At 68.4% G+C, this 25,170-nt stretch carries 21 protein-coding genes; 2 read left to right on the top strand and 19 right to left on the bottom strand.

Annotated elements, in window-relative coordinates; genetic code table 11:
* Positions 1–19: 19 nt before the first annotated feature.
* Positions 20–1,186: an ROK family protein gene (locus tag V5D55_RS06800; RefSeq protein WP_435748620.1), complete on the bottom strand. Its 1,167-nt coding sequence runs from the start codon at positions 1,184–1,186 to the stop codon at positions 20–22.
* A 158-nt stretch (positions 1,187–1,344) separates the two neighbouring features.
* Positions 1,345–1,644, bottom strand: a complete 300-nt coding sequence (locus V5D55_RS06795; protein WP_435748619.1) for a chorismate mutase — start codon at positions 1,642–1,644, stop codon at positions 1,345–1,347.
* A gap of 61 nt (positions 1,645–1,705) precedes the next feature.
* Between V5D55_RS06795 and V5D55_RS06790 the strand changes: the two genes are divergently transcribed.
* Positions 1,706–2,929, top strand: a complete 1,224-nt coding sequence (locus V5D55_RS06790; protein ID WP_435748618.1) for an AI-2E family transporter — start codon at positions 1,706–1,708, stop codon at positions 2,927–2,929.
* A 72-nt stretch (positions 2,930–3,001) separates the two neighbouring features.
* Here V5D55_RS06790 and V5D55_RS06785 read toward each other — a convergent pair whose 3' ends face one another.
* The 12 genes from V5D55_RS06785 to V5D55_RS06730 all read right to left on the bottom strand — a co-directional run bounded on the left by V5D55_RS06785 (position 3,002) and on the right by V5D55_RS06730 (position 14,938).
* Complete coding sequence (locus V5D55_RS06785; RefSeq protein WP_435749271.1) at positions 3,002–3,064, bottom strand: hypothetical protein; 63 nt, start codon at positions 3,062–3,064, stop codon at positions 3,002–3,004.
* Complete coding sequence (locus V5D55_RS06780; protein WP_435749270.1) at positions 3,043–3,615, bottom strand: OmpL47-type beta-barrel domain-containing protein; 573 nt, start codon at positions 3,613–3,615, stop codon at positions 3,043–3,045. Before V5D55_RS06780 ends, V5D55_RS06785 begins: the two co-directional genes overlap by 22 nt.
* A 47-nt stretch (positions 3,616–3,662) precedes the next feature.
* Complete coding sequence (locus V5D55_RS06775) at positions 3,663–6,293, bottom strand: family 20 glycosylhydrolase (RefSeq protein WP_435748617.1); 2,631 nt, start codon at positions 6,291–6,293, stop codon at positions 3,663–3,665.
* A 179-nt stretch (positions 6,294–6,472) separates the two neighbouring features.
* Entirely contained in the window at positions 6,473–7,393 is a 921-nt protein-coding gene (locus tag V5D55_RS06770; protein WP_435748616.1) for an ABC transporter substrate-binding protein, read from the bottom strand.
* Positions 7,394–7,451: 58 nt separating this feature from the next.
* Complete coding sequence (locus V5D55_RS06765; RefSeq protein WP_435748615.1) at positions 7,452–8,186, bottom strand: ABC transporter permease; 735 nt, start codon at positions 8,184–8,186, stop codon at positions 7,452–7,454.
* Entirely contained in the window at positions 8,183–8,863 is a 681-nt protein-coding gene (locus V5D55_RS06760) for an ABC transporter permease (RefSeq protein ID WP_435748614.1), read from the bottom strand. The genes V5D55_RS06765 and V5D55_RS06760 overlap by 4 nt, the downstream gene beginning before the upstream one ends.
* Complete coding sequence (locus V5D55_RS06755; RefSeq protein WP_435748613.1) at positions 8,860–9,699, bottom strand: ABC transporter ATP-binding protein; 840 nt, start codon at positions 9,697–9,699, stop codon at positions 8,860–8,862. The genes V5D55_RS06760 and V5D55_RS06755 overlap by 4 nt, the downstream gene beginning before the upstream one ends.
* 65 nt (positions 9,700–9,764) lie before the next feature.
* Positions 9,765–10,067, bottom strand: coding sequence for a DUF427 domain-containing protein (locus V5D55_RS06750; RefSeq protein ID WP_435748612.1), 303 nt, complete (start codon positions 10,065–10,067; stop codon positions 9,765–9,767).
* Between the two features lie 160 nt (positions 10,068–10,227).
* Entirely contained in the window at positions 10,228–11,664 is a 1,437-nt protein-coding gene (locus tag V5D55_RS06745) for a dihydrolipoyl dehydrogenase family protein (RefSeq protein WP_435748611.1), read from the bottom strand.
* Between the two features lie 187 nt (positions 11,665–11,851).
* Complete coding sequence (locus V5D55_RS06740; RefSeq protein WP_435748609.1) at positions 11,852–12,433, bottom strand: biotin transporter BioY; 582 nt, start codon at positions 12,431–12,433, stop codon at positions 11,852–11,854.
* Positions 12,434–12,515: 82 nt separating this feature from the next.
* Positions 12,516–13,538 carry a zinc-binding dehydrogenase gene (locus tag V5D55_RS06735; protein ID WP_435748608.1) on the bottom strand — a complete coding sequence of 341 codons (1,023 nt, stop codon included), beginning with the start codon at positions 13,536–13,538 and terminating at the stop codon, positions 12,516–12,518.
* A complete protein-coding gene (locus tag V5D55_RS06730; protein WP_435748607.1) occupies positions 13,535–14,938 on the bottom strand; it encodes an MFS transporter in 1,404 nt (467 codons plus the stop codon). The genes V5D55_RS06735 and V5D55_RS06730 overlap by 4 nt, the downstream gene beginning before the upstream one ends.
* Positions 14,939–15,001: 63 nt before the next feature.
* Between V5D55_RS06730 and soxR the strand changes: the two genes are divergently transcribed.
* Entirely contained in the window at positions 15,002–15,478 is a 477-nt protein-coding gene (soxR, locus tag V5D55_RS06725) for a redox-sensitive transcriptional activator SoxR (RefSeq protein WP_435748606.1), read from the top strand.
* Between the two features lie 6 nt (positions 15,479–15,484).
* Here soxR and V5D55_RS06720 read toward each other — a convergent pair whose 3' ends face one another.
* The 5 genes from V5D55_RS06720 to V5D55_RS06700 form a co-directional block, all read right to left on the bottom strand.
* Positions 15,485–16,609 carry a lactonase family protein gene (locus tag V5D55_RS06720; protein ID WP_435748605.1) on the bottom strand — a complete coding sequence of 375 codons (1,125 nt, stop codon included), beginning with the start codon at positions 16,607–16,609 and terminating at the stop codon, positions 15,485–15,487.
* Positions 16,610–16,622: 13 nt separating this feature from the next.
* Entirely contained in the window at positions 16,623–17,909 is a 1,287-nt protein-coding gene (locus V5D55_RS06715) for an adenylosuccinate synthase (protein ID WP_435748604.1), read from the bottom strand.
* Between the two features lie 259 nt (positions 17,910–18,168).
* The gene (locus V5D55_RS06710; RefSeq protein ID WP_435748603.1) at positions 18,169–19,434 is read right to left on the bottom strand and encodes a hypothetical protein; all 1,266 of its coding nucleotides are present in this window, start codon (positions 19,432–19,434) and stop codon (positions 18,169–18,171) included.
* Positions 19,435–19,615: 181 nt separating this feature from the next.
* On the bottom strand, positions 19,616–22,057 hold the full coding sequence (locus tag V5D55_RS06705) for an FG-GAP-like repeat-containing protein (protein ID WP_435748602.1): 2,442 nt from the start codon (positions 22,055–22,057) through the stop codon (positions 19,616–19,618).
* Positions 22,058–22,121: 64 nt separating this feature from the next.
* The gene (locus tag V5D55_RS06700; RefSeq protein ID WP_435748601.1) at positions 22,122–25,160 is read right to left on the bottom strand and encodes an AbfB domain-containing protein; all 3,039 of its coding nucleotides are present in this window, start codon (positions 25,158–25,160) and stop codon (positions 22,122–22,124) included.
* Between the last annotated feature and the right edge of the window lie 10 nt (positions 25,161–25,170).

Here is a 25,170-nt window from a genome sequence, read left to right as displayed (position 1 = left end):
TGGTAGATCGGTGCGGCCGTCAGGAACGAGGACCGGATGCCGCGAGCAACTGCTCCGGGCTCCAGCGCACCCCGAGCGCGGAAGTCAGCGCGGCCTGCGCGGCACCGGCCGATTGCCCCACTCGCGGGTCGGCGTAGCGGATGGGCGCCTGCGTGGTGCCGCTCGACGGGTAGTCGGTCTCGCGTCGGACCTGCTCGAGGAAGCGCGGCCCGAGTTCCGTCGCCGGACCGCCGATGACGACCTCCGCGGGGTCGAGGAGAGCGCTGATGAGCTTGATTGCCCTGGCCAGGGCGCGCGCGCCCTCATCGAGCTGCTGCGCGTCGGCGCGCGCGGCGAGAACCGCGATCTCGGCGGCATCCATCGCGTCGGAGAATTCTTCGCCGAGCATCGCCCCCATGGCCGCCGCGGACTCCAGGCATCCGCGCTGCCCGCACCGGCACTCTCTGGCGGCATCCCCGAACACCACCTGCACGTGCCCGATCTCTCCGGCGCGGTGGCGTGGCCCCGGCGCGAGTTCGCCGTCGAGGGTGACCGCCGCACCGATACCACCGCCGATATGGATGAAGAGCCGGTATCCCGCGGGGGATTCGTCCCTCCCCGCCTCGGCGATCGCTTCTGCGTCGACATCGTTGACGAGCAGCACGGGCGCGTTGAGCGCGCGCTCGAATCGTTCTGCGAGAGGAACGTCGTGCCAATTCAGCTGCACGCTCTCCAGCACCGCGCGACCGTCCGTCGTTCCCGGCAGCTGCACCCCTCCGGCCAGCAGACGATCACCGTACTCCGCGGCGACCGCGGCCATCGCTTCGTCGAGGACTCGGTCACGGTCTTCCCGGGAGTAGGTCACCCTGCGAACCTCGATCTCGGCGCCGTTCAGTGCGACGAGCGCGATGTACGCGTGGCTGGGCTGGATCACGACGACCAGGAGCAGATGATGCTCGGCATCGATGCTGAGCGTCGTCGCCCTCTTGCCGCCGGTGCTGGCGGCCTGCTCGCCTTCGACGATCAGTCGGTTCTCGATGAGCTCGGCGACCAGGGAGGATGCTGTCGCTGCAGTCAGGCCCGTCGCCCGCGCGATCCCTGCCCTGGTCTGCGCACCGGGGTTCAGAAAGACCAGTTGCAGGGCCCGACGCAGGTTCGCACGCCGAACCGATGCCTGCGTATCGAGGGCGTCATCCGTGTTCAGCATGTCGGTCCGTTCGGGTGCTGGTCAGAACTGTTGACAGATCGTCCGGAGATCCGTAGTCTCTCCCTAAGTTTATTCATTGAACTTAGTTGGCCGCATCGGCCTCTCACAGCTCCGGACGGGCGAGTGCTGCACACACCGTCGCCCGTCCGGCACTTCCCTCAGCGGCTCTCGGCCGCTTCGGTGTGGTGGCGGATGACCTCCGCCACCACGAAGTTGAACCACTTCTCCGCGAACTCCGGATCCAGGTGCGCCTCTTCTGCGAGAGCGCGGAGCCGTCCGACCTGCTGCTCCTCGCGGTGCGGATCGGATGCCGGCATCTCGTGCTCCGCCTTGAGCTGGCCGACCTGCTGGGTGGCGCGGAAGCGCTCCGCCAGCATGAAGATGAGCGCGGCGTCGATGTTGTCGATGCTGGCGCGGAGTCGGAGCAGTTCGGCCTGCGGGTCCTCAGCGGCTGTCATGTCCCTACTCTAGAGCCGCGGAACGCCCGGTTCCGAAGAGCGCCACCGCTATCGTGAGCACATGAGCAACGAAGAGTCGCCGGCCTCCGCATCCACCGACGACGACGCGGCCGGTACCCCCGCCGAGGCATCCGATGAGTCTCTCGCCGAGGCACCCGCGCACACCGTGACGTCTGTCGTGACCGCGCCGATGCCGAGGACTGTGGTCGTCGAGCCGATGACACCGAGCCGCTCCTTCTGGACCCGCATCGACCGGCCGTTCGTGTTCGGATTCCTGGTCACGCTCGGCGGACTCGGCGCACTGGTGCTCGGGTTCGCGCTGAACAGCCTCTCGACCGTGCTCATCTACATCGCGCTCGCGCTGTTCGCCGCTCTCGGCCTCGATCCCGCGGTGCGCTTCCTCGAGCGCCGCGGCCTCTCCCGCGCGCTCTCGGTCGTCTCCGTGATCCTCGGGCTCATCGTCGCGGTCGCTCTGATCCTCTGGACGGTGATCCCGATCGTCATCGAGCAGATCTCGAGCTTCGTGAGCTCGGTGCCGGGGATGATCAAGGAGTTCACCCGCACCGACCTCTACGCGACACTGAACCAGCAGTTCGGCGAACAGTTCCAGGACCTGGTGTCGGAGGTGCAGAAGTTCCTCTCCGACTTCGGCAACATCGCCACGATCGGCGGCGGCGCCCTGCAGGTCGGCGCGTCGATCGCGACCGGCGTCTCCGGCGCGATCATCGTGCTCGTGCTCACGCTCTACTTCCTCGCCACCCTGCCGTCGATGAAGCAGGGGCTGCTGCGCCTCGCGCCGGCCCGCGATCGCGCCCGCGCGGGTGACATCACCGATCAGATCACCGACTCGGTCGGCGGGTACGTGATGGGGATGGTGGTGCTCGCGTTCTGCAACGCGCTGCTCGCTTTCCTGCTCTACCTGTTCCTCGGCCTGCCATTCCCGCCGCTGATGGCGACGATCGCGTTCTGCATCACGCTGATCCCGCTCGTGGGATCGGTGCTGTTCTGGATCATCGGCACCGGCATCGCCCTGTTCACGAACCCGGTGGGCGCCCTGATCTTCGCGATCGTCTACCTGATCTACATGCAGATCGAGGCGTACGTGATCACCCCTCGCGTGATGAACAGGGCCATCGCCATCCCCGGCTCACTGGTGGTCATCGGCGCGCTCGCCGGCGGCACCCTGCTCGGCCTGCTCGGCGCCCTCGTGGCGGTGCCGGTCGCGGCATCCATCCTCATCATCATCAAACAGGTGCTCGTGCCGCGGCAGGATGCTCGGGTCTAGCCCTCCGACGGACGCGTCCGAGCCTCCTCATGATCGGCGGATGCCGAAGTGAGAAGGCCCGGATCCGTCGGATCAGCTGCGTCGTCGGTGTCGGGCGAGCGCGCCTCCGCCGATCAGGAGCACCAGAGCCGCCATGCCCGCCAACAGCGCAGTCGACCCGTCGAGGCCTGTGTTCGCGAGGCCATCCCCGCCGGCCCCGCATCCACGGCCCTGATCGTCACGGGCACGCGCACGATCCGCTCCACCCCGCGGGCGTCGACGGCGGTGACGACGATCTCGTGCGCCCCTCCGCCCGCGAACGAGGTGGGGACGCGGGCCGCGAGCTCACCGGAGCCGCTCGCCGCGATGGCGATCGCTCCGAGCCGCACCGGGTCCGAATGCAACTCGACGATCGCGTCCGATCCGGGTTCCGCGCCCTGGACGGCGACAGTGAACTCCTGCCCGGGCTTCAGCACCGATGCGGGCTTGCCATTCACGAGCACCGCGGCGGTCACCCAGGAGACCTCCGCATCGGCGGTGACGGACTCGCCGACGTTGCCCCGGCTGTCTGTTCCTCTGGCCTCCAGCTCGTGGGAACCGAGGTCCCCGATCGTCACCTTCCCGCCAGAATCGAGGGCGGCCCATTCCCCGCCGTCGAGCCGGTACTCGATCAGAGACACGTCGCTCAGACCGTCGACAGCGGTGATGGTCGCGACAACGGGCTCATCCGGCGTTCCTGCTCCGCCCTCCGGTGTCAGGGCGATCTGCGTCGCGGGACCGACGCTGTCGATCGTGAGCGAGGCATAGCCCTCGACGGCGGTATCGCCGACTGTGGCCCGATACTCGAGCGCGGTCGCGCCCTCGCCGACCAGCTCGATCTCGCCCGATTCGGCGCAGGGCCCCAGTCCGCGGAGCCCACGCGATACTCGATGTCGCCGACGTCGCCGGAGAGACCCCGCGCCAGCAGTTTCACCGGTACGGCTCCGCTGTAGACGCCGTCAGCCGCCGGTGCCGCCGTGGTACTCCCGACGATCTCCGCCGAGGCTCCGGCGTGCGGAGGAATCGAGACGTCGATGATCGAGAGGTACGGCGTGAGGTTCTTCCCCGTGACGGTGATCTTCGCGTATCGGGCGCGCTCTGAGGGGAAGGTGACCGTGTCGGCCCGCGACGGACCCGCGGGAGTCGGCTTGCCGCTCAGAGAGGCGACCGTGCGCCATTGCGCACCGTCCTGGCTGAGTTCGACGGTGTAACCGCTCGCGGCGGCCTTCTCCCACAGGATGTCGATCGTGTCGAAGTCGGTCGATTCGCCGAGGTCGATCGTGATCCACGGGTTGGCGACGTACGACGCCGACCAGCGGGTCGCGGGGTTGCCGTCGACTGCGTTGGAAGCCGGGAACGCGGCATCCTCATCGCCGGAGGATGTGGCGGTCGCGGAAGCCGTGAGCGCGTTCGGCGGGTAGACCCTGGCGCTCCAGGCTGAGATGCCGGATCCGGACTCGGATTCGCGGATTCCGCGAGCCTCGACGAAGCGGGCGTCGACACCTCGAAGGTCGATGCTCGAGGCGTCACCGGGGACATCCCTCGCGGCGTACTGCCAGAACACTCCGTCGACGGACGTGACCACCTGGTAGCTGTCCGGTGCGTCACCGGCCCAGTCGATCTCCAGACGCCCCACCTGCTTCGGTGTCGCGAGGTCGATGCGGAAGTCGGCGGTGGCTTCCGTCGTCATCCAGCGGGTGAGGTTGCGGCCATCGGTGAGGAACGCCGGGTCGCTTCCGGATGCTGTCGACGAAGCCGTCACGGGAGCACGGAACGACAGCTCTCCGGCCTCAGCAGCCCCTCCCTGCTCGATCACGGTGAGACCGGGGCCCCTCCCGATCTTCTGCATCTGGGCCGCGAAGGCTGCGTAGGAGAGCGTCGGGTCGCTCGTCGCCCAGGTCTTCTGTGCGATGACAGCGAATGAGTCCCGAACGAGCCCGTGCACGTCGAGTTCCGAGTAGTCGCGGTCGACCAGATCGTTCCACACGGCGAACATTGCACCCATCGGGGCGTCAGCCGCCACCGTGTCGACGTTGTCCAGCCGGTTCGGCTTCCAAGAGGCGTAGAGGCGCGCGTTGTTCAGGCCGTTGCCGTGGTAATAGTCCGCAAACGGTACGACATAGAGATTGCCGTCGTTCGTGTTGATGAACGGATAGCCGTCGGCCACCGCCGACTTCATCCCGTACCAGCCGTCGTTCCAGGTGTTGATGATCACGTCGCGGTCGTAGCCGTCGGCGTTGCCGTGCATCACGCTCATGCTGCCCCAGGCGCGGGGCTGCTTGCCGAGGCTGCGCACATGGGCGGCCATGTCATTGAAGAACGTGCGGTACTCGTCTTTGTACTCGCGGGGATACTCGTCCGCCCCGTAGTGCACGTCGCTGCCGGCGAACCACGGCACGAACTCGTCGAAGACGCCCTTGATGACCTCGGTGGTCTCCGGCTTCGTGAGATCGAGGTGATCGGAATCACCGTCGTGGAGGCCGAGCTCCGGCTTCCACTGGATGAAGGCCAGGGAGTGTGCCGGTACGTCGATCTCCGGGATGATCTGCACGTGGTGATCGGCCGCGACATCCTCGAAGCCCTGCCAGTCGGCGCGGGTGTAGGCGCCATCGGCAGAGGCGAGGCCGGCGTAATCGGGGTTGTCGGACTTGAGCCGGAACCCGGCGTAGCCGTCTTGCCAGCCGGTCGCAGGCTTGCCGATCTGGTTGTCGTTGAGATGGATCTGGAAGTTGTTGAGCTTGTACCAGCTCATCATCGAGATGTAGTCGCGCACGAAGTCGGCTGTGAAGAACCGCCGCCCCACGTCGAGCATGAATCCACGGACCTCCGAGTCGGGCCAGTCGGCCGATTCACCCTGCGGAAGCGTGACGCGTGAGTCCGACCCGGCGAGGATCTGCAGCACGGAGCGGGTTCCGTAGAACACGCCCGTCGAGCTCGGCGCACTGATCTCCACGCGATCGGTGACCAGGAGTTCGTATCCCTCCTCGTCGAAGCGGTCACCGCCCGCCGCATTGCTCAGGCCGTCGTCGAGATCGAGGACGACGTCACCCGCTCGGGGCGAACCAGCCACGATCTCGAGCTCCACCCCCGCGGTCTCCTGCAGGTCGGTAGCCAGACGCTGTGCGACGTCCGTCAGCTGAGCATCGGCGACGATCCGGGCGCTCGCGGTCAGCGTGAAGTTCCCGTCACCGCCGTCCCAGGTCTTCAGAGCGGGGATGACCGTCGGGGCTGCGTTTCCTTCCGCGGCGTGGCCCTCAGCGGGGACGAGGACGGCGCCGAGACCGAGCGCGGCTGCGATGACGAACAGGGCTCCGCGTTTCGTGCGCGAATGGCGGTGCAGGGACATGAGACACTCCGTCGTGTTGGCCGTCAATTTAGTTAGTTGAGCGAACGAACTAACTGTAGAGGCCAGCGTAGAAGACGTCGACGACGACGTCAATGCCTCGAACGGGTCGAATCTGCGGCCCCCGGAATGCAGAAGTGCCCGGACCCATCGGGCCCGGGCACTCCTTTCAGAACGACGACTCAGACGAGGTCGTTGTCTGCCAGCCACTTCTTCGCGATGTCGGCCGACGACTGCTCGTCGACGGCGCTCAGCACGTTGAGCGACACGAGCTCTTCGGCGGTGAGCTTCTCGCTGATCGCGTTGAGCACGTCGGAGACGTCGTCAGCGATGTCGCTCGAGACGATCGGCACGACGTTCGACGAGATGATCAGGTTCTTCGGGTCTTCCAGCGCGACGATGTCCTCCGTCTGGAAGGCCGGCTCGGAGGTGTAGATGTCGGCCACCTGGATGGTGCCGGCGAGCAGCGACTCGAGCGTGGTCGGGCCGGTCGCCGAGAACTTCAGGTCGACACCGTAGACCTCCTTGGCGGCTGCCGGGTTGTAGGGCCGCTCCTCGAACTCCGGCGGGGCGCCGATGGTCACCTCGGTCGGGACGTTCTTGAGGTCCTCGATCGTCTTCAGGTCGTGCTCCTCCGCGAAGCTCTTGAGCACCGTGTAGGTGTCCTGATCCGTCGCCTCGGCGTAGTCAAGAGCCGTCAGGCTGTCGGGCAGGACGTCCTGCAGAGCCGTGTAGACGTCTTCCGGGCTGGTCACGTCGACCTCGTCGTCGGAGAGGTACTCCAGCAGGCTGCCGGTGTACTCGGGGAAGACATTGATCGCGCCGGACTCGACCTCGGGCATGTACGCGTCGCGCTGACCGATGTTGAGCTTCTTCTCGACGTCGAACCCGGCGCCCTCGAGGGCCTGGGCGTAGATCTCGGCGATGATCTCGTTGGAGTAGTACCCCTGCGAGCCGACGACGATCTTGTCGGAGCTGCCCGAACCGGAATCGGCGTCGGACGGCTCTTCGAGCGGGTTGCCGCCGCAGGCGGTCAGGGCCAGTGCGGCCGCGGCCACCAGGCCGACGGCGAGGACGGAGCGCTTGCCTCGTGCTGTGAACATGGACTTCCTCTTCTCTGGGACGTGCTGAGTGCTGTGAGTGCGGGGTGGAACGATGGATTCAGGCCGTGGCGGTCGACGGCTCGGCCGCCGGGGCGAGCGGCCGCGTGCGGCGCCGCACCTGTCGGCCGGTGCGCAGTCCACGCGGGACGGCGGCGTGCTGCGCCGCCGCGAGCAGCAGGTCGACGACCAGCGCCAGGACGGCAACGATGAGTGCACCGCCGAGCACCTGGTCGAAGCGTCGCAGCGGAATGCCCTGGATGATCGGATACCCGAGGCCGCCGAGATTCACGTAGGCCGCGATCGTGACGGTCGCGATGACCTGCAGCAGGGCAGAGCGGATGCCGCCGACCAGCAGCGGCAGACCGAGGGGGACCTCGACCTTCCAGAAGATCTGCCATTCGGTCATGCCCATGGCTCGGGCGGAGTCGATCACCCGCCGGTCGATGGCCTCGAGGCCGGTGTAGGCGCCGGCGAGCAGAGACGGGATGGCGAGCAGGACGAACGTGATGATGGCCGCCTCGGGCACCCGGAGAACGCCGAGCAGCAGGACGAGGAGCACCATGAGACCGAAGGCGGGGATGGCACGCGCCGCGCCGGAGACGGCCACGGCGATCTCGCGTCCGCGCCCGGTGTGGCCGATGAGCCAGCCGAGAGGCAGGGCGATCGCCGCGGCGATGAGGACCGAGATCGCCGTGAGCGTGAGGTGTTGGCCGAGCAGCACGGGCAGGGCGTAGTTGCCCTGCCACTGCTTCGGGGCGAGCATCCAGGCGATGGCGTCGGCGAAGAGGTTCATGCGGCCGCCCTCACGGGAACGGCGCGACCGGCGGCGACGCGACTGGTGGCGGTCGTCCACGGCATCAGCGCGCGTCCGATCAGCAGCAGGAGCAGGTCGATCACGAGCGCGATCACGACGACCGCGACGACGCCGGCGAGCACCTCGGCGATGATGCGGCGCTCGAGGCCGTTGGTGAAGAGGTAGCCGAGGTTGGTGACACCGATCAGGATGCCGACGGTCGCGAGCGAGATGGTGCTGACCGCCGCAACGCGAAGCCCGGCGAGGATCACCGGACCCGCCAACGGGAACTCGACCGCCCAGAAGCGGCGGAACGGCGCGAAGCCCGTCGCGGTGGCCGCCTGCCGAACGCCCTCGTCGACGGAGTCGAGACCATCGGCGACGGAGCGCACCAGGATCGCGACGGCGTAGATCGTGAGCGCGATCACGAGGTTGGTCTCGCTGATGGCGGAGTAGCCGAGCGTCGCGGGCAGCAGGATCAGGAGCGCGAGCGACGGGATCGTGTAGAGCAGTCCGGTGAGCACGATGATCGGGCCGCGCACGAGCCGGTAGCGCCAGGCCACCCAGCCGAGCGGAAGCGAGAACACGAACCCGATCACGATGGGCACGATGCTCTGCCGCAGGTGGACCAGCGTCAACTCGAAGATGAGTCCGAGATTGTCGGTGACCCAGTTCACGTCAGGCCGTCCTGCTTTTCGGGCTCGGCGATGATCGCTCCCTGCGTGCGCCCCTCGGAGTCGACGACGACGGTGCCGTTCGGCGTCTCCTTGAGGTGCAGCGCCCGGCGGCCGCGATCGGCGCCGATGAACGCGGCGACGAAGTCGTCGGCCGGGTTCTCGATGATCTCGCTCGGGCTGCCCACTTGCACGATGCGCGCACCCTTGTCGAGGATGACGACCTGGTCGCCGAGCAGGAACGCCTCGTCGATGTCGTGCGTGACGAACACGACCGTCTTGTCGAGCTCGTGCTGCAGTCGCAGTGTCTCCTGCTGCAGATCGGCCCGGACGATGGGGTCGACGGCGCCGAACGGCTCGTCCATGAGCAGGATGTTCGGGTCGGCAGCGAGACCGCGGGCCACGCCCACGCGCTGCTGCTGACCACCGGAGAGCTGGCTCGGGTAGCGCTCGGCGAGCGCCTGGTCGAGCCCGACGGTGTCGAGCAGGGTGCGGGCCCGCTTGTGCGCCTCGGGCTTCTTCACGCCCGTGAGCCGCAGCACGGTGGCGACGTTGTCGATCACGCTGAAGTGCGGCATGAGACCGGAGTTCTGCATGACGTAGCCGATGCGACGGCGCAGCTGCACCGGATCACCGACCAGCACGTTCTCGCCGTCGATCTCGATGTCTCCCGAGGTCGGTTCGACCATGCGGTTGATCATGCGCAGCAGAGTGGTCTTGCCGCATCCGGAGGAGCCGACGAACACCGTGGTCTTGCGCGACGGCAGAATCAGGCTGAAGTCGTTGACGGCCGTGGTGCCGTCGGGGAACTGCTTGGTGACGTTACGGAACTCGATCATGGGTCACTTTCCAGTCGGTCGATCGACGAGGCGCGCATCAGCGCCTCGGCTCCGGCATACGGACGTCATGCGCTGATCTGCACGCGGGGGTCGAAGGCGACGTAGCCGGAGAAGTCCGTGCCGACGCGGTCGAACGCGGACGGGTAGGGCGTCGGGTACGACCAGGCGTAGTCGGTGTGGAGTTCGTCTCCCGCCTGCACGGAGAAGTATTGAGCGGCGCCCTTCCACGGACATGTGTACGGAGTGGGGCTCTCGACGAGCGCGCCCGGCGCGACGGATGCCGGAGGGAAGTACCAGTTGCCCTCGATGCGGACGAGTTCGCTCTCGTCGGCCTCGGCGATGACGCTTCCTGCGAGTACAGCCTTCATGGTCCTGCCTCCTCGGATGTGGGTTCGAGCGTATAAGACGGCTGGGACATCCGGGGCGGGGTTGCGCAGCGGGCCGTCAATGTGAGAAACAATCCCTGTCCTGTTCGGTGCCGAGCGGCGAGCGGATTGCGGGTGCACCCGCCGTGCTCGGTCGCGGCGATCATGCCGAGTCGCGACCGTAGCCCTCCAGCAGCCGGAGCCAGACTTCGCTGATCGTCGGGTAGGCGGGAACAGCGTGCCAGAGGCGCGTGATCGGCACCTCGCCCACGATCGCGAACGTCGCGGCCTGCACGAGCTCGGCGACCTCGGGCCCGACGAACGTGGCGCCGATCACGACGTCGCGCGCGGTGTCGATCACGAGCCGCGCCTGGCCCTCGAAGCCGTCTTCGTAGACGCTCGCCCCGGCCACCCAGCCGAGGTCGTAGTCGACGACCTCGACCTCGTGGCCGGCCTCGCGTGCGACCGCCTCGGTGAGTCCGACCGACGCCACTTCGGGGAATGAGAACGTGACCTGCGGCACGGCGGCGTGGTCCGCCGTGGCGACGTGCCGCCCCCAGGGAGCGTCGTCGACGTCGTCACCCTTCGCCCGCGCGGCGATCACGTCGCCGGCTGCTCGCGCCTGGTACTTGCCCTGATGCGTGAGGAGCACGCGGCCGGTGACATCGCCCACCGCGTACAGCCAGTCCGAGCCGGGGACGCGCATCGTGTCGTCCGTCTCGATCCACTTCCCGGGCTCGAGACCTGCGACCTCCAGGCCGATGTCATGGTTGTGCGGGGAGCGACCGGTCGCCGCCAGCACCTCGCTCGCGACGATCTCCTCCCCGCCCTCGAGGGTGATCGTCACGCCACCGTCGCCGCGGTGCACGGACGTCGTGCCGGTCGACGTGCGCACGTCGACTCCGAGCTCCTTCAGCCCGGCCGCCACTCTCTCGCCGGCGAACGGCTCCATCGTGGACAACAGCTCGCCGCGCGCGATGAGCGTCACGGTCGACCCGAGCGATGCGTAGACGGTCGCCATCTCCACGGCGACGACGCCGCCGCCGATCACGGCCAGGCTGTCGGGCAGCTCCTCCGCGCTCGTCGCCTCGCGGCTGGTCCAGGGCGCCGCGTCACGCAGTCCGTCGATGGGCGGGATGACCGCTTCCGATCCGGTGCTGATCGCGACGGCATGGCGGGCGCGGAGCACGCGGGTGCCGCCGTCGGCCTCCGTCACGGTGACCTCGCGCTCACCCGTGATGCGGCCGAATCCGCGGGCCAGGTCGATGCCGGCCGAGTCGAGCCACTTGACCTGACCGTCGTCCGACCAGTTGCTCGTGAACGAGTCGCGGCGGTCGAACACGGCCCGCACGTCGAGCTTTCCGGTCACGGCCTGCGATGCTCCACCCACGTGCTGCGCGGCGCGCAGCGCCTGCGCCGGACGGAGCAGTGCCTTCGACGGCATGCACGCCCAGTAGGAGCACTCGCCGCCGACCAGCTCGCTCTCCACGATGATCGCGGTGAGGCCGCCCTGCACGGCACGGTCCGCGACGTTCTCGCCGACGGCACCTCCGCCCAGGACGATCAGGTCGTATTCGTCGGTCTTCTCGGCAGCAGCCATGTCGCACCTCTCCGTCGCCCAGTCTCGCTCAAGAGCAACGTCGAGTCACGGGTGAGTTGTTCCCCGCCGGCGCGTGCACAACTCCTCCAATCCTCGTCAGAACCGGGTCTGCCGCCCGGAATCCGCCCCGAAATCGGAGATTCTTGCTGAATACCGCAGACCGGCCGCAGGTCGAACCTCGACCGAGTCAGGCCGTGACCGGCTCCCGCACCTCGCGCCGCGCCGAGAACGCCCGCGGGTAGGCGCGCTGCAGCGCCACGACGACGAGCGTCGCCACCGCCACCTTGATCAGATCGCCGGGGAGGAACGCGGTGCTGGACAGCGCGGTGAGCCCGAGGGGCACGCCCGTCACGAGCGCCTGCACCGGGATGCCGAAGGCGTAGACCACCAGCACACCGCCGATGAGGGATGCCACCGCCGCGCGCCACCAGGTGACGCGGCCGGTGCGCATGATGAGGCCGATCACGATGACTCCGGCGATCCAGCCGAGCATGTAGCCCACGGTCGGACCGACGAAGACGCCGAGGCCGCCGCGTCCGCCCGCGAGCACGGGAAGCCCGATGGCCGCGAGCGCGAGCACCAGCACGATCGCCCACGGCGCGACCCGGGGGCCGAGCACGAGCCCTGCCAGCATGACGCCGAGGGTCTGCGCCGTGATCGGCACGCCTCCCGGCAGCGGGACGACGACGGTGCCGAGCACGATGATGAGGGCGGCGAAGACGGCCACCCTGCCGAGGGTCGCACTGGTCTCACGGGGCGAGGTGGTCATCGGAGTCCTTCCTGAACGGTGTTCACCTGAACACTGTTCAGCACAGTAGCGACACCGCACTCATCGACGCAAATCAGGTGTCCTACGGAATCAGCACGACCTTCCCCCGTTGCCGGCGCTGCTCGATGGCGTCGTGTGCGGCCGCAGCATCCTCCAGCCGGTATTCGTCGACGGGCGGACTCACCCGCCCCTCGGCCACGGCGGCGAGCGCTCGTGTCTCGAGCGTCCGCAGTTCCGCGATCGGCCGCCCCAACGGCACGGCGACCGTGAGCGATCGTTCGACGATGTCGGCCGAGTCGAGCCGGACGACCTCCCCGCTCGACCACCCGATGATCACGACGCGGGCACCGCGCCCGAGCGTCTCCACCGCCGCCCTGCCCGTCGGCCCGCCGACACCGTCGATGAGCACGGACGGCTGCACCCCATCGAGGAGCCCGGCCAACCGCACCGGCCACGTGTCGTCGTTCGCGTCCAAAGCGATGAGCCGCCCACCGGCACGCCTCGCGCCGACCCCGAGCTGCTCGACCACGGCGCGCTTCGTCTCGCCGCCGTGGAGGCCGACGACCGTGGCCCCGATCGACAGGGCGAGCTGGACGAGCTGGCTTCCGAGTCCGCCGGATGCGCCGGGGATGATGACGACGTCGTCGGGTCGGATCTCCACCGACTCGAGCACGAGCTGCGCCGTGCGGCCCGTGCCGATCGCCGCGACCGCCTGCGGGAGAGTCACTTCGGCGGGGACCGGATGCAGCGCCTCGACGGGCGCCAGGGCGAACTCCGCGTACCCACCGCTGCGGAAGCCCACATGCGCGACGACCCGCGCGCCGAGGACCGACTCGTTCACGCCCGACCCGACCGCGTCGACGATGCCGGCCACCTCGCGTCCTGGAGTCATCGGCAGCACCGGCTTCGGCATCGACGGCGGTCCGCCTCCGCGACGGATGTCGGTGTCGACCGCGTGCACGCCGGCCGCGGCGACTCGCACGCGGACGAGCCCCTCACCCGGTTCCGGCAGCGGCACCTCCTCCACTCTCAACACGTCCGACGCCCCGAATTCGCGGTGCACGATGGCCCGCATGGTCCTCTCCCTCAGGTCGTCGATACTCATGCGCCCGCCTCCTGATCAGTCGCCGCGCGGCCGGCATCCGTCCGCATCCGTGGCGCGAGCACTGCGGCAGCCGCCGCGATCACACCCGCCAGGATGAACACGCCCGTGAACGGGTCGGCGACCGCGACCAGTGCCGTGAACAGCGACCCCGTCACGGCCAGCGCCAGCGCGCTGCCGAACGAGTCGGCGACGGTCATGGCACCGCTGTTGAACCCCTGGTTCTCCGGAGTCGACAGCGCGAGCGTCAGAGCGCTCGAACGCGGACTCATCAGCCCCATGCCGACACCGGCGACGACCCAGGCGACGGCGACGAACGCGGCATCCCATCGGAAACCTGCGGTCGCGACGGTCAGCAGGATGCCGGTCAGTACGAGGACGGTGCCCGCCCGCACGGCGGTGATGCTGGAGAGCCGGACGCCCATCCGCCCCTGCACCGTCGCGGCGGCGGACCAGGCGAGCGCTCCTCCGGTCAAGGACAGCCCTGCGAGCGTCGGCGAGAGGTCGTAACGATCGGTGAGCAGGTACGGCAGGTAGACCTGCGCGCCGAAGAATGCGGCGGCGGCGAGCCCGCGAACCAGGATCACCGAGGGCAGACCTCGGCGCGCACGCAGGGTTCCCCGCGGAACGAGCGGCCGGACCGCCACGAGGGCGATCACGATCGCGACACCGGCGAGCACCGGCCCGACCGCGGGGATATCGCCGACCAGGTTCAGGGCGAGCACCGCGACGGCAGCGAGCACCGACCAGCCGAGCCGACCGAAGGCCCAGGGCACCGACGCGTCTCCGTCGTTCGCGAGTCCGCGGAGGGCGGGGATGACCATCAGCAGCGCCACGAGCACGAGGATGACCACGCCGAGGAAGACCCAGTGCCAGCTCCAGAGTTCGGTCACCGCTCCGGCGACCGTTGGTCCGATCAGGGAGGGGATCACCCAGGCGGCGGCGAAGCCGGCGAAGATCGCGGGATGCAGCGCCTGCGGGTAGACCCGCGCGACCACCACGTACAGCGCGACCGTGAGGGCTCCGCTGCCGAGTCCCTGGGCGAAGCGGCCGGCCACGAGGATCTCCATGCTCGGTGCGAACCCGGCGATGAGCAGTCCGACGACGAACATCACGACCGACGTGTACAGCGGCGCCACCGGTCCGCGGCGGTCCGCCCAGTTCCCGGCGATCACCATGCCGATCACGCTGGTCGCCAGCGGCCCCGCGAAGGCGAGCGCGTAGAGCCGCTCCCCATCGAGGTCGGCGCTGACCGTCGGCATCACCGTCGTCACGGCGAGGGACTCGAAGGCTCCCAGGAACACGAGCGCGCACGCACCGATGGTGATCCAGAGGTATTCGCCGCCCAGGATGCGCGGCGGGGCGGCATCCGGCATCGCGGCCGCTGTGGTTTCCGTTGTCATGATCACGACGCTAGGACTTCAACTAAGGTTGAGGTCAAGCGGAGTGGATGAGAGGCACGCGATATGCCCCAGTTGGACGGCGACAAGGACCGTCGCCTCACGGTCGGCGAGGTCTCCCGCCGCAGCGGTGTCGCGGCATCCGCCCTCCATTTCTATGAGCGCAACGGGCTCATCGTGTCCGAGCGGACGTCGGGCAATCAGCGGCGATACGACCGGACGACCCTGCGCCGCGTCGCGTTCATCCGGGTGTCGCAGCGTGTCGGCATCCCGCTCAAAGACATCCGCACAGCCCTCGAGTCGCTTCCGGAAGGTCGCACGCCCACGAAGCAGGACTGGGCGCGCCTGTCGCAGCGCTGGCGCGACGAACTGGACGCACGCATCAGCCAGCTCCAGCACCTCCGCGGCGACCTCGACGGATGCATCGGATGCGGGTGCCTGAGCCTCACCTCCTGCGCGTTACAGAACCCCGAGGATGTTCTCGGGCGCAAGGGCGCGGGCCCGATCCGCTGGCTCGCGAAGGGCATCCCCGCCGACGGCTGACGCGGCTCAGGCTCCGCGCACGGGCAGGAAGTTCGTCGGGGTCGGAACCTGCGCCTCATGACGGATGCCGAGCGGCGCGCCCGTGCGTTCGTCCAGGTCGAGCAGCGTGATCGTGTCGGAGCGCTGACCGGCGACGAGGAGCTTGCCCTCGTGGACGAGATGGTGACGCGGCCAGTCGACTCCCGAGTCGGCGAGCGCGACCGACTCGAGGGCCTCGCCCCCGCCACGGACGCGGAGGGCCGCGATCGTGTTGCTGCCGCGGAGCGCGGTGTAGAGGAACTGCCCATCGCGGGTACGTGCGAGCTCGGCGGGGAAGTCGAAGCCGACCTGCGCGATCGGGCTCGACAGGGTCGATGACACGACGCTCCAGGTGCCGTCAGCGGCCGCGGCGAGCGTGAACACCTCGCACGAGTACTCGGTCACCACGTGCAGGTGCCCGCTCGGGTGCACGACCATGTGGCGCGGGCCGGTGCCGAGCGGGAGCACGACCTCGTGGTCGAGGATCAGTCCCGCGTCTGCCGAGCCGACGCGCCAGAACCGCACCAGGTCGAACCCGAGGTCGGTGGTCGCGATGCGGCCGTCCGGCAGGAAGGCGGCGGCGTGCGCGTGCGAGACGCGGTCGCCTCCGGCATCGTGCGGGTCGGATGCTGCGATGCCATCGCCCGCGGGGGTCGCGGCCGGGGCATCCGGATCCGCGTCGCCGAACAGGGCAGCGCGGAGCGCCGCCGCAGCATCCGCCTTCGTCTCCGCCGGCACGAGGCGGCCCTCCGCATCGAGGCCGATGCGCACCACGCGTCCGTCGCCGTAGCAGCTCGCGATCAGCGCCGAGCCGTTCGGGGCGACGGCGACGTGACACACGTACTGGCCCACCGCGACCGGGTCGCCGAGCGGAGAGAGCGACGACTCACCGGTGCGCGCGAACGCCTGCACCGCGGCATCCCCTTCGAGCGCCGCGTAGACGACGTCGAGGGACGGATGCTGCGCCAGCCACGACGGCGAAGGCGTCTCGGTGACCGCGCCGCGGTACGCGAGGGTGCTGGCCTCACGGCCCTCGTCGCCGGCGAGCAGGCCGATGCCGTCGGCCTGTCCCTCCATGGCGGAGCCGTAGCCCCCGAGCCAGAACCGTGTCACGCGCGGCGCCCGCTCAGTCGACGAGGTCGTGGCGGACGATGACCTGGTCGCGCTCGGGGCCGACGCCGATCACCGAGATCCGGGTGTGGCTCATCTTCTCGAGCGCCAGCACGTAGTCCTGCGCGTTCTGCGGCAGGTCTTCGAACGTGCGCGCCGTCGAGATGTCTTCGCTCCAGCCGGGGAAGTACTCGAGGATCGGCTTCGCGTGATGGAAGTCGGTCTGATTGACCGGCACCTCGTCGAATCGCTCGCCGTCGACGTCGTAGGCGACGCAGACCGGCACCTGCTCGAGTCCGGTGAGGATGTCGAGCTTTGTGAGCACCAGGTCGGTGATGCCGTTGATGCGGGTGGCGTAACGGGTGATGGGCGCGTCGTACCAGCCCACGCGGCGCGGACGACCGGTCGTCGTGCCGAACTCGAAGCCCTGCTTGCGCAGCCACTCGCCCTGCTCGTCGAACAGCTCGGTCGGGAAGGGACCCGAGCCGACGCGCGTCGTGTACGCCTTGACGATGCCGACGATGCGGTCGAGCGCACCAGGACCGACGCCGGAGCCGGTCGAGGCGCCGCCGGCAGTAGCGGACGACGAGGTCACGAACGGGTAGGTGCCGTGATCGATGTCGAGCATCGTGGCCTGACCGCCCTCGAAGACGACGACCTCGTTGCGCTCGAGCGCCTCGGCGATCAGGTAGCCGGTGTCGGCGACCATGGGGCGCAGCCGGTCGGCGTACGACAACAGGTCTTCGACGACCTCGTCGGCGGTGATCGCGCGGCGGTTGAAGATCTTCACCAGCAGGTGGTTCTTGTGGTCGAGGGCGCCCTCGACCTTCTGGCGCAGGATGTTCTCGTCGAAGATGTCCTGCACGCGGATGCCGACGCGGTTGATCTTGTCGGCGTAGGCCGGGCCGATACCGCGGCCGGTCGTGCCGATCATCCGCTTGCCGAGGAAGCGCTCGGTGACCTTGTCGAGCGTGCGGTGGTACTGCGTGATGATGTGCGCGTTCGCGCTCACCTTGAGTCGGGAGATGTCGATGCCACGGGCGGCGAGCGCCTCGAGCTCGAAGAAGAGCACCTCGAGGTCGACCACGACGCCGTTGCCGATCACCGGCGTCACGCCCGGAGAGAGGATGCCGGAGGGCAGCAGGTGCAGCGCGTACTTCTCGTCGCCGACGACCACGGTGTGTCCGGCGTTGTTGCCGCCGTTGAACTTCACCACCCAGTCGGTACGTTCACCGAGAAGATCGGTGGCCTTGCCCTTTCCTTCGTCGCCCCACTGCACGCCGACGATCACGATTCCTGGCATGGGTATCCCCCCTGCTTTCGCCGGGTTTGCACCGGCTGATGAGCTGGCCCTCTTCGGGCGGTCCCATCCTATCGGGAGGGGATTTCCGGGCCGTTTCGGGGTGTGGATCCCGTCACCGTCGGGGTCGAAACTTCGCAGAACGACACGTGCTTCGCAGGGATACCCCGGGAAGTCTGCGACGTTCGTGTCGTTCTGCGATTTCGGGCCGCAGTGCGCGAGACCGTGGTCGAGCTCAGTGTCCCGAAGAGCTCGCCGGGTGTCATCTTCGGCGCCCCTCGACCGCACGCTGGCGCGCATTGGCCTCGATCTCCCGCATCCGCGCATAGTGCGCTTCGATACGAAGGGCCTGCGGCGAGTCGGGCGCGGGGTAGCGGAGTGAAGCGGGCATCACAGCCGCGGCTTCCGTGCACCGACCGTCGTCGGGGTCGAGCACTCCACGGAACTCCGCGGGGATCCAGGGGTCGCCACTGAGCCGGAGGAGTTCTTCGACTCCGGCCGGATGCTCTGTCCAGCGGTGGAGGGTTCCCCGCTCGTTCGCCGTCATCCGGGCGGGGTCGAGATGCGGTGCGACGAGCTCGGCATACTCCGGTTCGAACCAGGTCAGCCATTGCGGTGCCGTCGGGAGACCGCTCCACGGATCCCGGAGTCCACGATCCATGTAAGTTCGGGCCGTTCGGTACCAGTTCGTGTTGACTTCCGCGAACGCGAAAAAACAACTGAGCCGCTCTGCGAGCGTGACGAAGAACGGTTCGAGGGCGTCCACTGCCTTGAGCTTCCCGAGCCGATCGAGCTCGTAGGTGAGCGAGACTGACTGAATTCGCCCGTATAGGTCGTTCGACCAGCCCTCGATGGCTCCGTGCTCGATCGGCATGCCGTTGAGAACGAAGCTTCCGACAGAGCATTCCTCTCGGTACATCGCGTCGAATGCAGAGTCGTCGTCTCGGGGGAACTTTCCTTGGAATGGTTCATACGTCCCGAACCGCGACGGCACTCCGGGCTTGAAGAACTCTCTGGCGGTGCGGAGGTAGATCGCCGCGAGGTCGTTCGAATCATCCTGCCGCAGGCGGTACCAGTGCAGATGCAGGTACCGCTTCTTCTCGACTTCCGGTGCCGGCGCCGGAACTGCTGCCGCCTCGGGCGGCTCGTATGTCTGCAGGTCGATGACTGTGCCGTCGACGCGCTCGGCCAGGCGTACCGCGAACGCGGTCGCAGCCGCCAGATTCGGCTCCTCGGCGGTCGCCGAGAACCCGCTGGATCCGGTCTGCACGTCGTATGAGACATGGATGCTGTACAGCACCGTCGCGCCCGCGACCTCGGTCCACCCCTCCGGGATGTCCTCCGATTCCAGCCGCTCCGGTCCGTCGAGCTCGAATGCCGCCGCACCGGTCCGCTTGTGCACGATCGATGAGATCGTCTTCGACCGTCGATCGACCTCAGCTGTCAGGCCCCGATCCGCCGACACGACCTTCGCCAGTTCTCGCGTCGTCAGCGAGAGTTTTCCGTACACGTCGAGGTCGTACGACATCGTTCCCCATCCTCTTCTGCTCCATGCCACGTTACCGACGAGCGCACGGCATCCGGATACTTCGCAGGACAACTCCGTGGCCTCCCCGCACAGCGCAGGCTTCGCAGAACAGCACGAACTTCGCAGGCCGCATCGGCGGACGCTGCGAAGTTCGTGTCGTTCTGCGAGATTCGGTGCTGGTTCAGCTGAACAGGCGGAGCGAGTTCCAGCCGTTGCCGACCCTGGATGTGGCACCGAAACCGGTCGCACCAAGACCCGGGTAGAGAATCAGGCCACCATCGCTGACCCGACCGAAGAGGTCGGCCTTCCCGTCGGTGCCGTAGTCGACGCCGCCGGTGATCGCGCTGATGCCGTTCCAGTTGTTGCCGACCTTGACTCCGGGCGTCAGAGTCGCGTTGGTGCCTTGGTAGATGCGAAGATCTCCCGTGGTCGTCGTCGCGAGGATGTCACCCTTGCCGTCACCGGTGAAGTCGCCCGCGAGGACCTTCGATATCGCGTTCCATGCATTGCCGATCCTGACAGCGGCCCCGAAGGTCCCGTTCCCGTTGCCGGGGTAGGCGTAGAGGTTCCCATCGGTTTCGCGAGCCACGAGATCCGCACGCTTGTCACCGTTGAAGTCGACGCCACCGGTGATGAGCGCCTTCGCGTCCCAGCCGCGGGCGACGAGGGCCTTCGTCGGGAAGCCCAGGGCACCATCACCCTGGTGGTACCAGAGGGTGCCGTCGGTGTTCACGACCATCATGTCGCCCTTGCCGTCGCCGTTGTAGTCGCCGTGGATGAGGGCCTTGGCCGCACTCCACCCGGCGCTGACCGCGGTCTGGGTCGCCCATCCGCCGTTGCCGTTGCCGTGGTAGATGTTGAGCCCGTTCGAGGTGGTGATCCCGAAGACGTCGGCCTTGCCGTCGCTGTTGAGGTCGAACGAGGGCTTCGTCGGGGTGAGCGGTGCGCCGTGGTACTCGAAGTGGTTGTGCGTGCAGGCCTCTTCAGTCTGCGCCCACCCGTTCGGCACGGTGAGGGCGGGTCGGCAGGTGAGCTGGCCGACGGCGGCAGGTGCCGGCAGCGCGGTGAACATCGCGGCCGTGAGGGCCTGGTCTTCCGTCGTGTTGCCGGTCGATGCGACGCCGTTCACGACGCTGATGTCGACCGCGTGTCCGCCGCCGTTCTTGGCGTGATAGCTCGTGCCGGAGGGCGTCGCCGTGGTGCAGCTCTCATTCAGCGCGGCGATCGTGATCGCGAAGCCCTGGTCGACGACGACCTTCTTCAGCGCCTCGAGGATCACGGGATCGATCGTGCAATCTCGCACCTGACCGCCGATCAGGTGACCGCGCTTGAAGCCGTTCGCATACGCCTGGATCTGCGCGAGCGCCTCCGTACCGCTCACGCGGCCGGAGTCGATGATCTGCTGTGCGAGCGCCTTCTCGCCAGCGGTGACCGCAGTCGTGTCGAGGGCCTTCTGGATGGTCGCTGCGACCCATCCCGCGATGACGTCGGCTCGCGTGGAGGTGACGGATGCCGTGCCGGCGGGGATGCCGGAGCCGTAGCATCCGGCCTGCGATGCACGCGATGCGATGGCGACCACGGTCGCCGCGCCGTCGATGGTGCGGATGCCGGGGGCACCGCCATCGCCGACGCAAAGAGACGCGGCGGATGCCGAGGCAGTGAGGTTCGCCGCGGCGACCGCCGTGACCGGGTACGTGTTCGTGTGGGCGGCGAGGGGCACCCACACGTTGTTGGTGCGGCCGAAACCGGTGAACGCGACATCCTGACCGACCGTCGGAGCGGTCGTCGCGAGGCGGATCGGCGTGATGTCATCGACCGGACTCTCGAGCTTGGCCAGGACCGCGTCCTTGCCTCCACCCGCGGGCTGCAGCTGGGTGATCTTCGCACCCAGGGCACCGGTGCCGCTGGCCGTCTTGTCGTTGGCGACATCCGGACCGAACAGCACCCGCGCCGGAGCGGCCGGGGCGCCCGCGGTGAGAGATGCAGGGTCCGTGGCGAAGCAGGATGCTGCGGTGAGGACCCACGAGCGATCCACGAGGGTTCCGGTGCAGGAGCCGAGCCCGCTGCGGATCTTCGCGATCGCCGTGCGAGGGTGCGTGGTGGTCGTCGCGGGGACATCGACAGCGGGGTCTGCTTGAACTTCCAGGACCACGATGGTCGACTCGCCCGTGTTCGCGACGTCGACACTGCCGCGCTTGAGAGGCTGAACCGTCGCCTCCTGCTCCGGCCCACCGGCCACCGAGTACGTGACCTCAAGGGGCTGCGAACCAGCCTTCACACCGAACGAACTCTCGATCTCGAGGTTCAACACGGCCGGACGGAACACCGCCTCGAAGCACACCTTCGACAGGCGACCGTCGACCGTGCGTTCCACGATCACGGGGTTGGTCACCGAACCGCACTCGACCAGCCGCAGCCCACCGTTGCCATCCGTCAACACCAGCCCATTCGCCGGACCCACCGACGCACCATCCGGATACGCCCCTGTCTCCACAAGATGACCAGGGGCATCCGCGGCCACCGCAGAGGTGACCGGGAGGCCGACGAGCAACGTCGTCACCAGCGCCGCCGCAGTGCCGGCGGCACCGAGACGCGCCCGACGGCGAGATTTCAACGAGAACATGGAATGCCTTTCATGCGCCGGCGGGGCCGGTGGTCTGGTGAAGAGGGTGTGCGGCTGCAGAGGGTCAGGGCGCTGTCACCCAGGGGGCGCCGACGGTCCACGCCGTGTCCGGGATGTAGCCGACGGTGTCGTCGGCTTCCGGAGCACCGGCGTTCCAGCTCGCGCCGGCGTAGACGAAACCGTTCTTGTAGCTGCGGAGAGCGCGCCAGGAGTTGTTCCCTCCGACGAAGCTCACGCCGACTCCGTGGACGGCCTCCTGCGCGCACCAGGTCGAGGACATCTTCTTCTCGGTCGTGGTCGCCGTCGAGAGTCGGATGGCGGCTGCGGCGACGGTCAGGTCGAGGTACTGCCCGGGGGACGAGAGCGACTCGAAGCTGAAGCATCCGGGATCCGACAGCCCCTGGACCACCTTGAAGGTCGCGTCTCGCCGCGAGGCGATCGGCGAGGTCTCCGAGATCGCCGCGACGGTGGCCTGCGCAGTGCCTGAAGCGACGAGCGACTTGCCTCCGACAGCGGTGCGCAGCGAGACGAGGTTGCCGACGACGGCCGCGTCGTACCGCATCTTCGTGACATTGCGATACCTCCACTGCTGGTCGACGGCCGTTGACGCCGACGCGAGACCGATGGTCGTCGATGTCGGCGCGGACAGCACCTTGTTCGATGCGACGTTCTTGATCGCGAACGCGCCGTTGGACTGCCCGACGAACGTCCAGCGCTGGCGCGAGTCGGCGAGGTCGCACGCGACCTGGACGGCTGCGCTGCCCGCGGCATCCGCACTTCCGATGCACATGGTGCGCGTGACGTCGTTGCGCATCGCGAACTGGTTCGCGGCGACCTCGACGAGTTCCCATCGGCGCATCTGCCAGAGGGCCGTGCAGCCCTCAGGCGCGAGAACCGACCCGGCGCTTGCGCTGCGGTTGCGGGTTGAGAGGCAAGCGCCAGGCTGGCCGGCGCTCTCGATCTCGAGCACCTGTCCATCGGCGAGAGCGGGCGCGGCCCATGGCTCGCCGACGAGCCACGCGGTGTCCTGCACGTAGTTCACGGTGTCATCGGCGTTCGGCACTCCCGCATACCAGGAGGCTCCCGCGTACACGGACCCGTTCGCGTGAGCGCGCAACAGGCGCCACGAGTTGTTCGCGGCGGAGAAGGAGAATCCCGTCCCGTGCGCGGCTTCCTCGGCGCACCAGGTCGCCTTGGGCGTCGCACTCGCCGCCGAGGCAGCTGCGAGAACCAACCGGCTGCCGCCGTCGGTCGTCGCGGGGAAGTCGAGGTAGCGGCCGGGGAATGCCACCGACTCCAGGCTGTAGCACTCGGCATTCGCCAGGCCCTTCACCACGCGGAAGGTCGATGCCTGTCGGGCGGCGAGAGGAGAAGTCGCCGTGACGACGGTCACCGCTGCGGTGCCCATCGCAGAGGCGACTGACAGCGACTTGCCGCCGACCGCGGTGCGGAGCGAGACGTAGCTGCCCAGCGGCGCGATGTCGTATCGGGCCTTGGTGACGTTCCGATAGGTCCACCGCTCGGCGGCGGCGCCCGTGTCTGCTTTGAGCGTCAACGTCGTGGCGGTGGGTGCGGCGAGGCTCTTCCCCGAGGCGATGTTGACGATGCTGGGCTTGCCGCCCACCTCTTCGCGGAACGTCCACTGCTGCTTCGCGTCGGTCGGTGCGCAGGCGGCCTGCACGACGCTGGTCCCTGCGGTGTCCGCGCTGGCCGCGCACATCGCGCGGTATCCGTAGCTGCGCAGGGCGAAGACGGTCGGGGTGACCTCCACCAGCTCCCAGCGGCGCATCTGCCAGATCTCGGCACAGCCCACGGGCACGATCACCGGACCCGCTGCGGAGCTGCGGTCCTTCGTCGAGATGCAGGCGCCCGCTCGACCGACGCTTTCGATTTCGAGAACCTGTCCCGCGGCGATCCCGGGCAGCTTGCGCCCGTTCTCGATCGTGGTCGCGACCCACGGGGCGAGGACGTCGGCGCGCGTGGAGGTGACGGATGCCGTGCCGGCGGGGATGCCGGAGCCGTAGCATCCGGCCTGCGACGACTGCGAGGCCACAGCGACGATCTTCTTCGCGCCGTCGATGGTGCGGATGCCAGGGGCACCGCCATCGCCGACGCAGAGAGCAGCAGCGGATGCCGACGCGGTGAGATTCGCCGCGGCGACCGCCGTGACCGGGTAGGTGTTCGTGCGCGAGGCGAGCGGCACCCACACGTTGTTGGTACGGCCGAAACCGGTGAACGCGACATCCTGGCCCACCGTCGGAGCGGTCGTCGCGAGCGGGAGCGGGGTGATGTCGTCGACCGGGGTCGCGAGCTTCGCGAGCACGGCGTCCTTGCCAGCGCCCGGCTGAAGCTGGGTGATCTTCACGCCGAGAGAGCCGGTGCCGCTGGCGGTCTTGTCGTTCGCGGCATCCGGGCCGAACAGGACACGGGCCGGAGCGGCCGGGGCACCTGCGGTGAGAGATGCGGGGTCAGCCGCGAAACAGCTCGCCGCCGTGAGAACCCAGAGACGATCCACGAGGGTTCCGGTGCACGAGCCGAGCCCGGTGCGGATCTTCGCGATCGCCGTGCGGGGATGCGTGGTGGTCGTCGCGGGGACATCGACAGCGGGGTCTGCTTGAACTTCCAGGACCACGATGGTCGACTCGCCCGTGTTGGCGACGTCGACACTGCCGCGCTTGAGAGGCTGGACGGTCGCTTCCTGCTCGGGACCACCGGCGACGGAGTACGTGACTTCGAGGGGCTGCGCACCAGCCTTCACACCGAACGAACTCTCGATCTCGAGGTTCAACACCGCGGGACGGAACACCGCCTCGAAGCACACCTTCGACAGGCGGCCATCGACCGTGCGCTCCACGATCACCGGGTTGGTCACCGAACCGCACTCGACGAGACGCAGCCCGCCGTTGCCGTCCGTCAACACGAGGCCGTTCGCCGGACCCACCGACGCACCATCCGGATACGCCCCCGTCTCGACGAGGTAGCCGGGCGCATCAGCCGCGGCCGCGGAGGTGACCGGGACGGTGACCAACACCGTCGACACGAGCACGGCCGCGATACCGGCGGCGACCGCGCGGGCGCGACGGCGGGATTTCAACGAGAACACAGGAGTGCCT

The sequence above is a fragment of the Microbacterium sp. PMB16 genome, from assembly GCF_051294855.1.
Lineage (GTDB): Bacteria > Actinomycetota > Actinomycetes > Actinomycetales > Microbacteriaceae > Microbacterium.
Note: the sequence above shows the minus strand (reverse complement) of the source record. Positions and strands in the feature narration are given on the sequence as shown.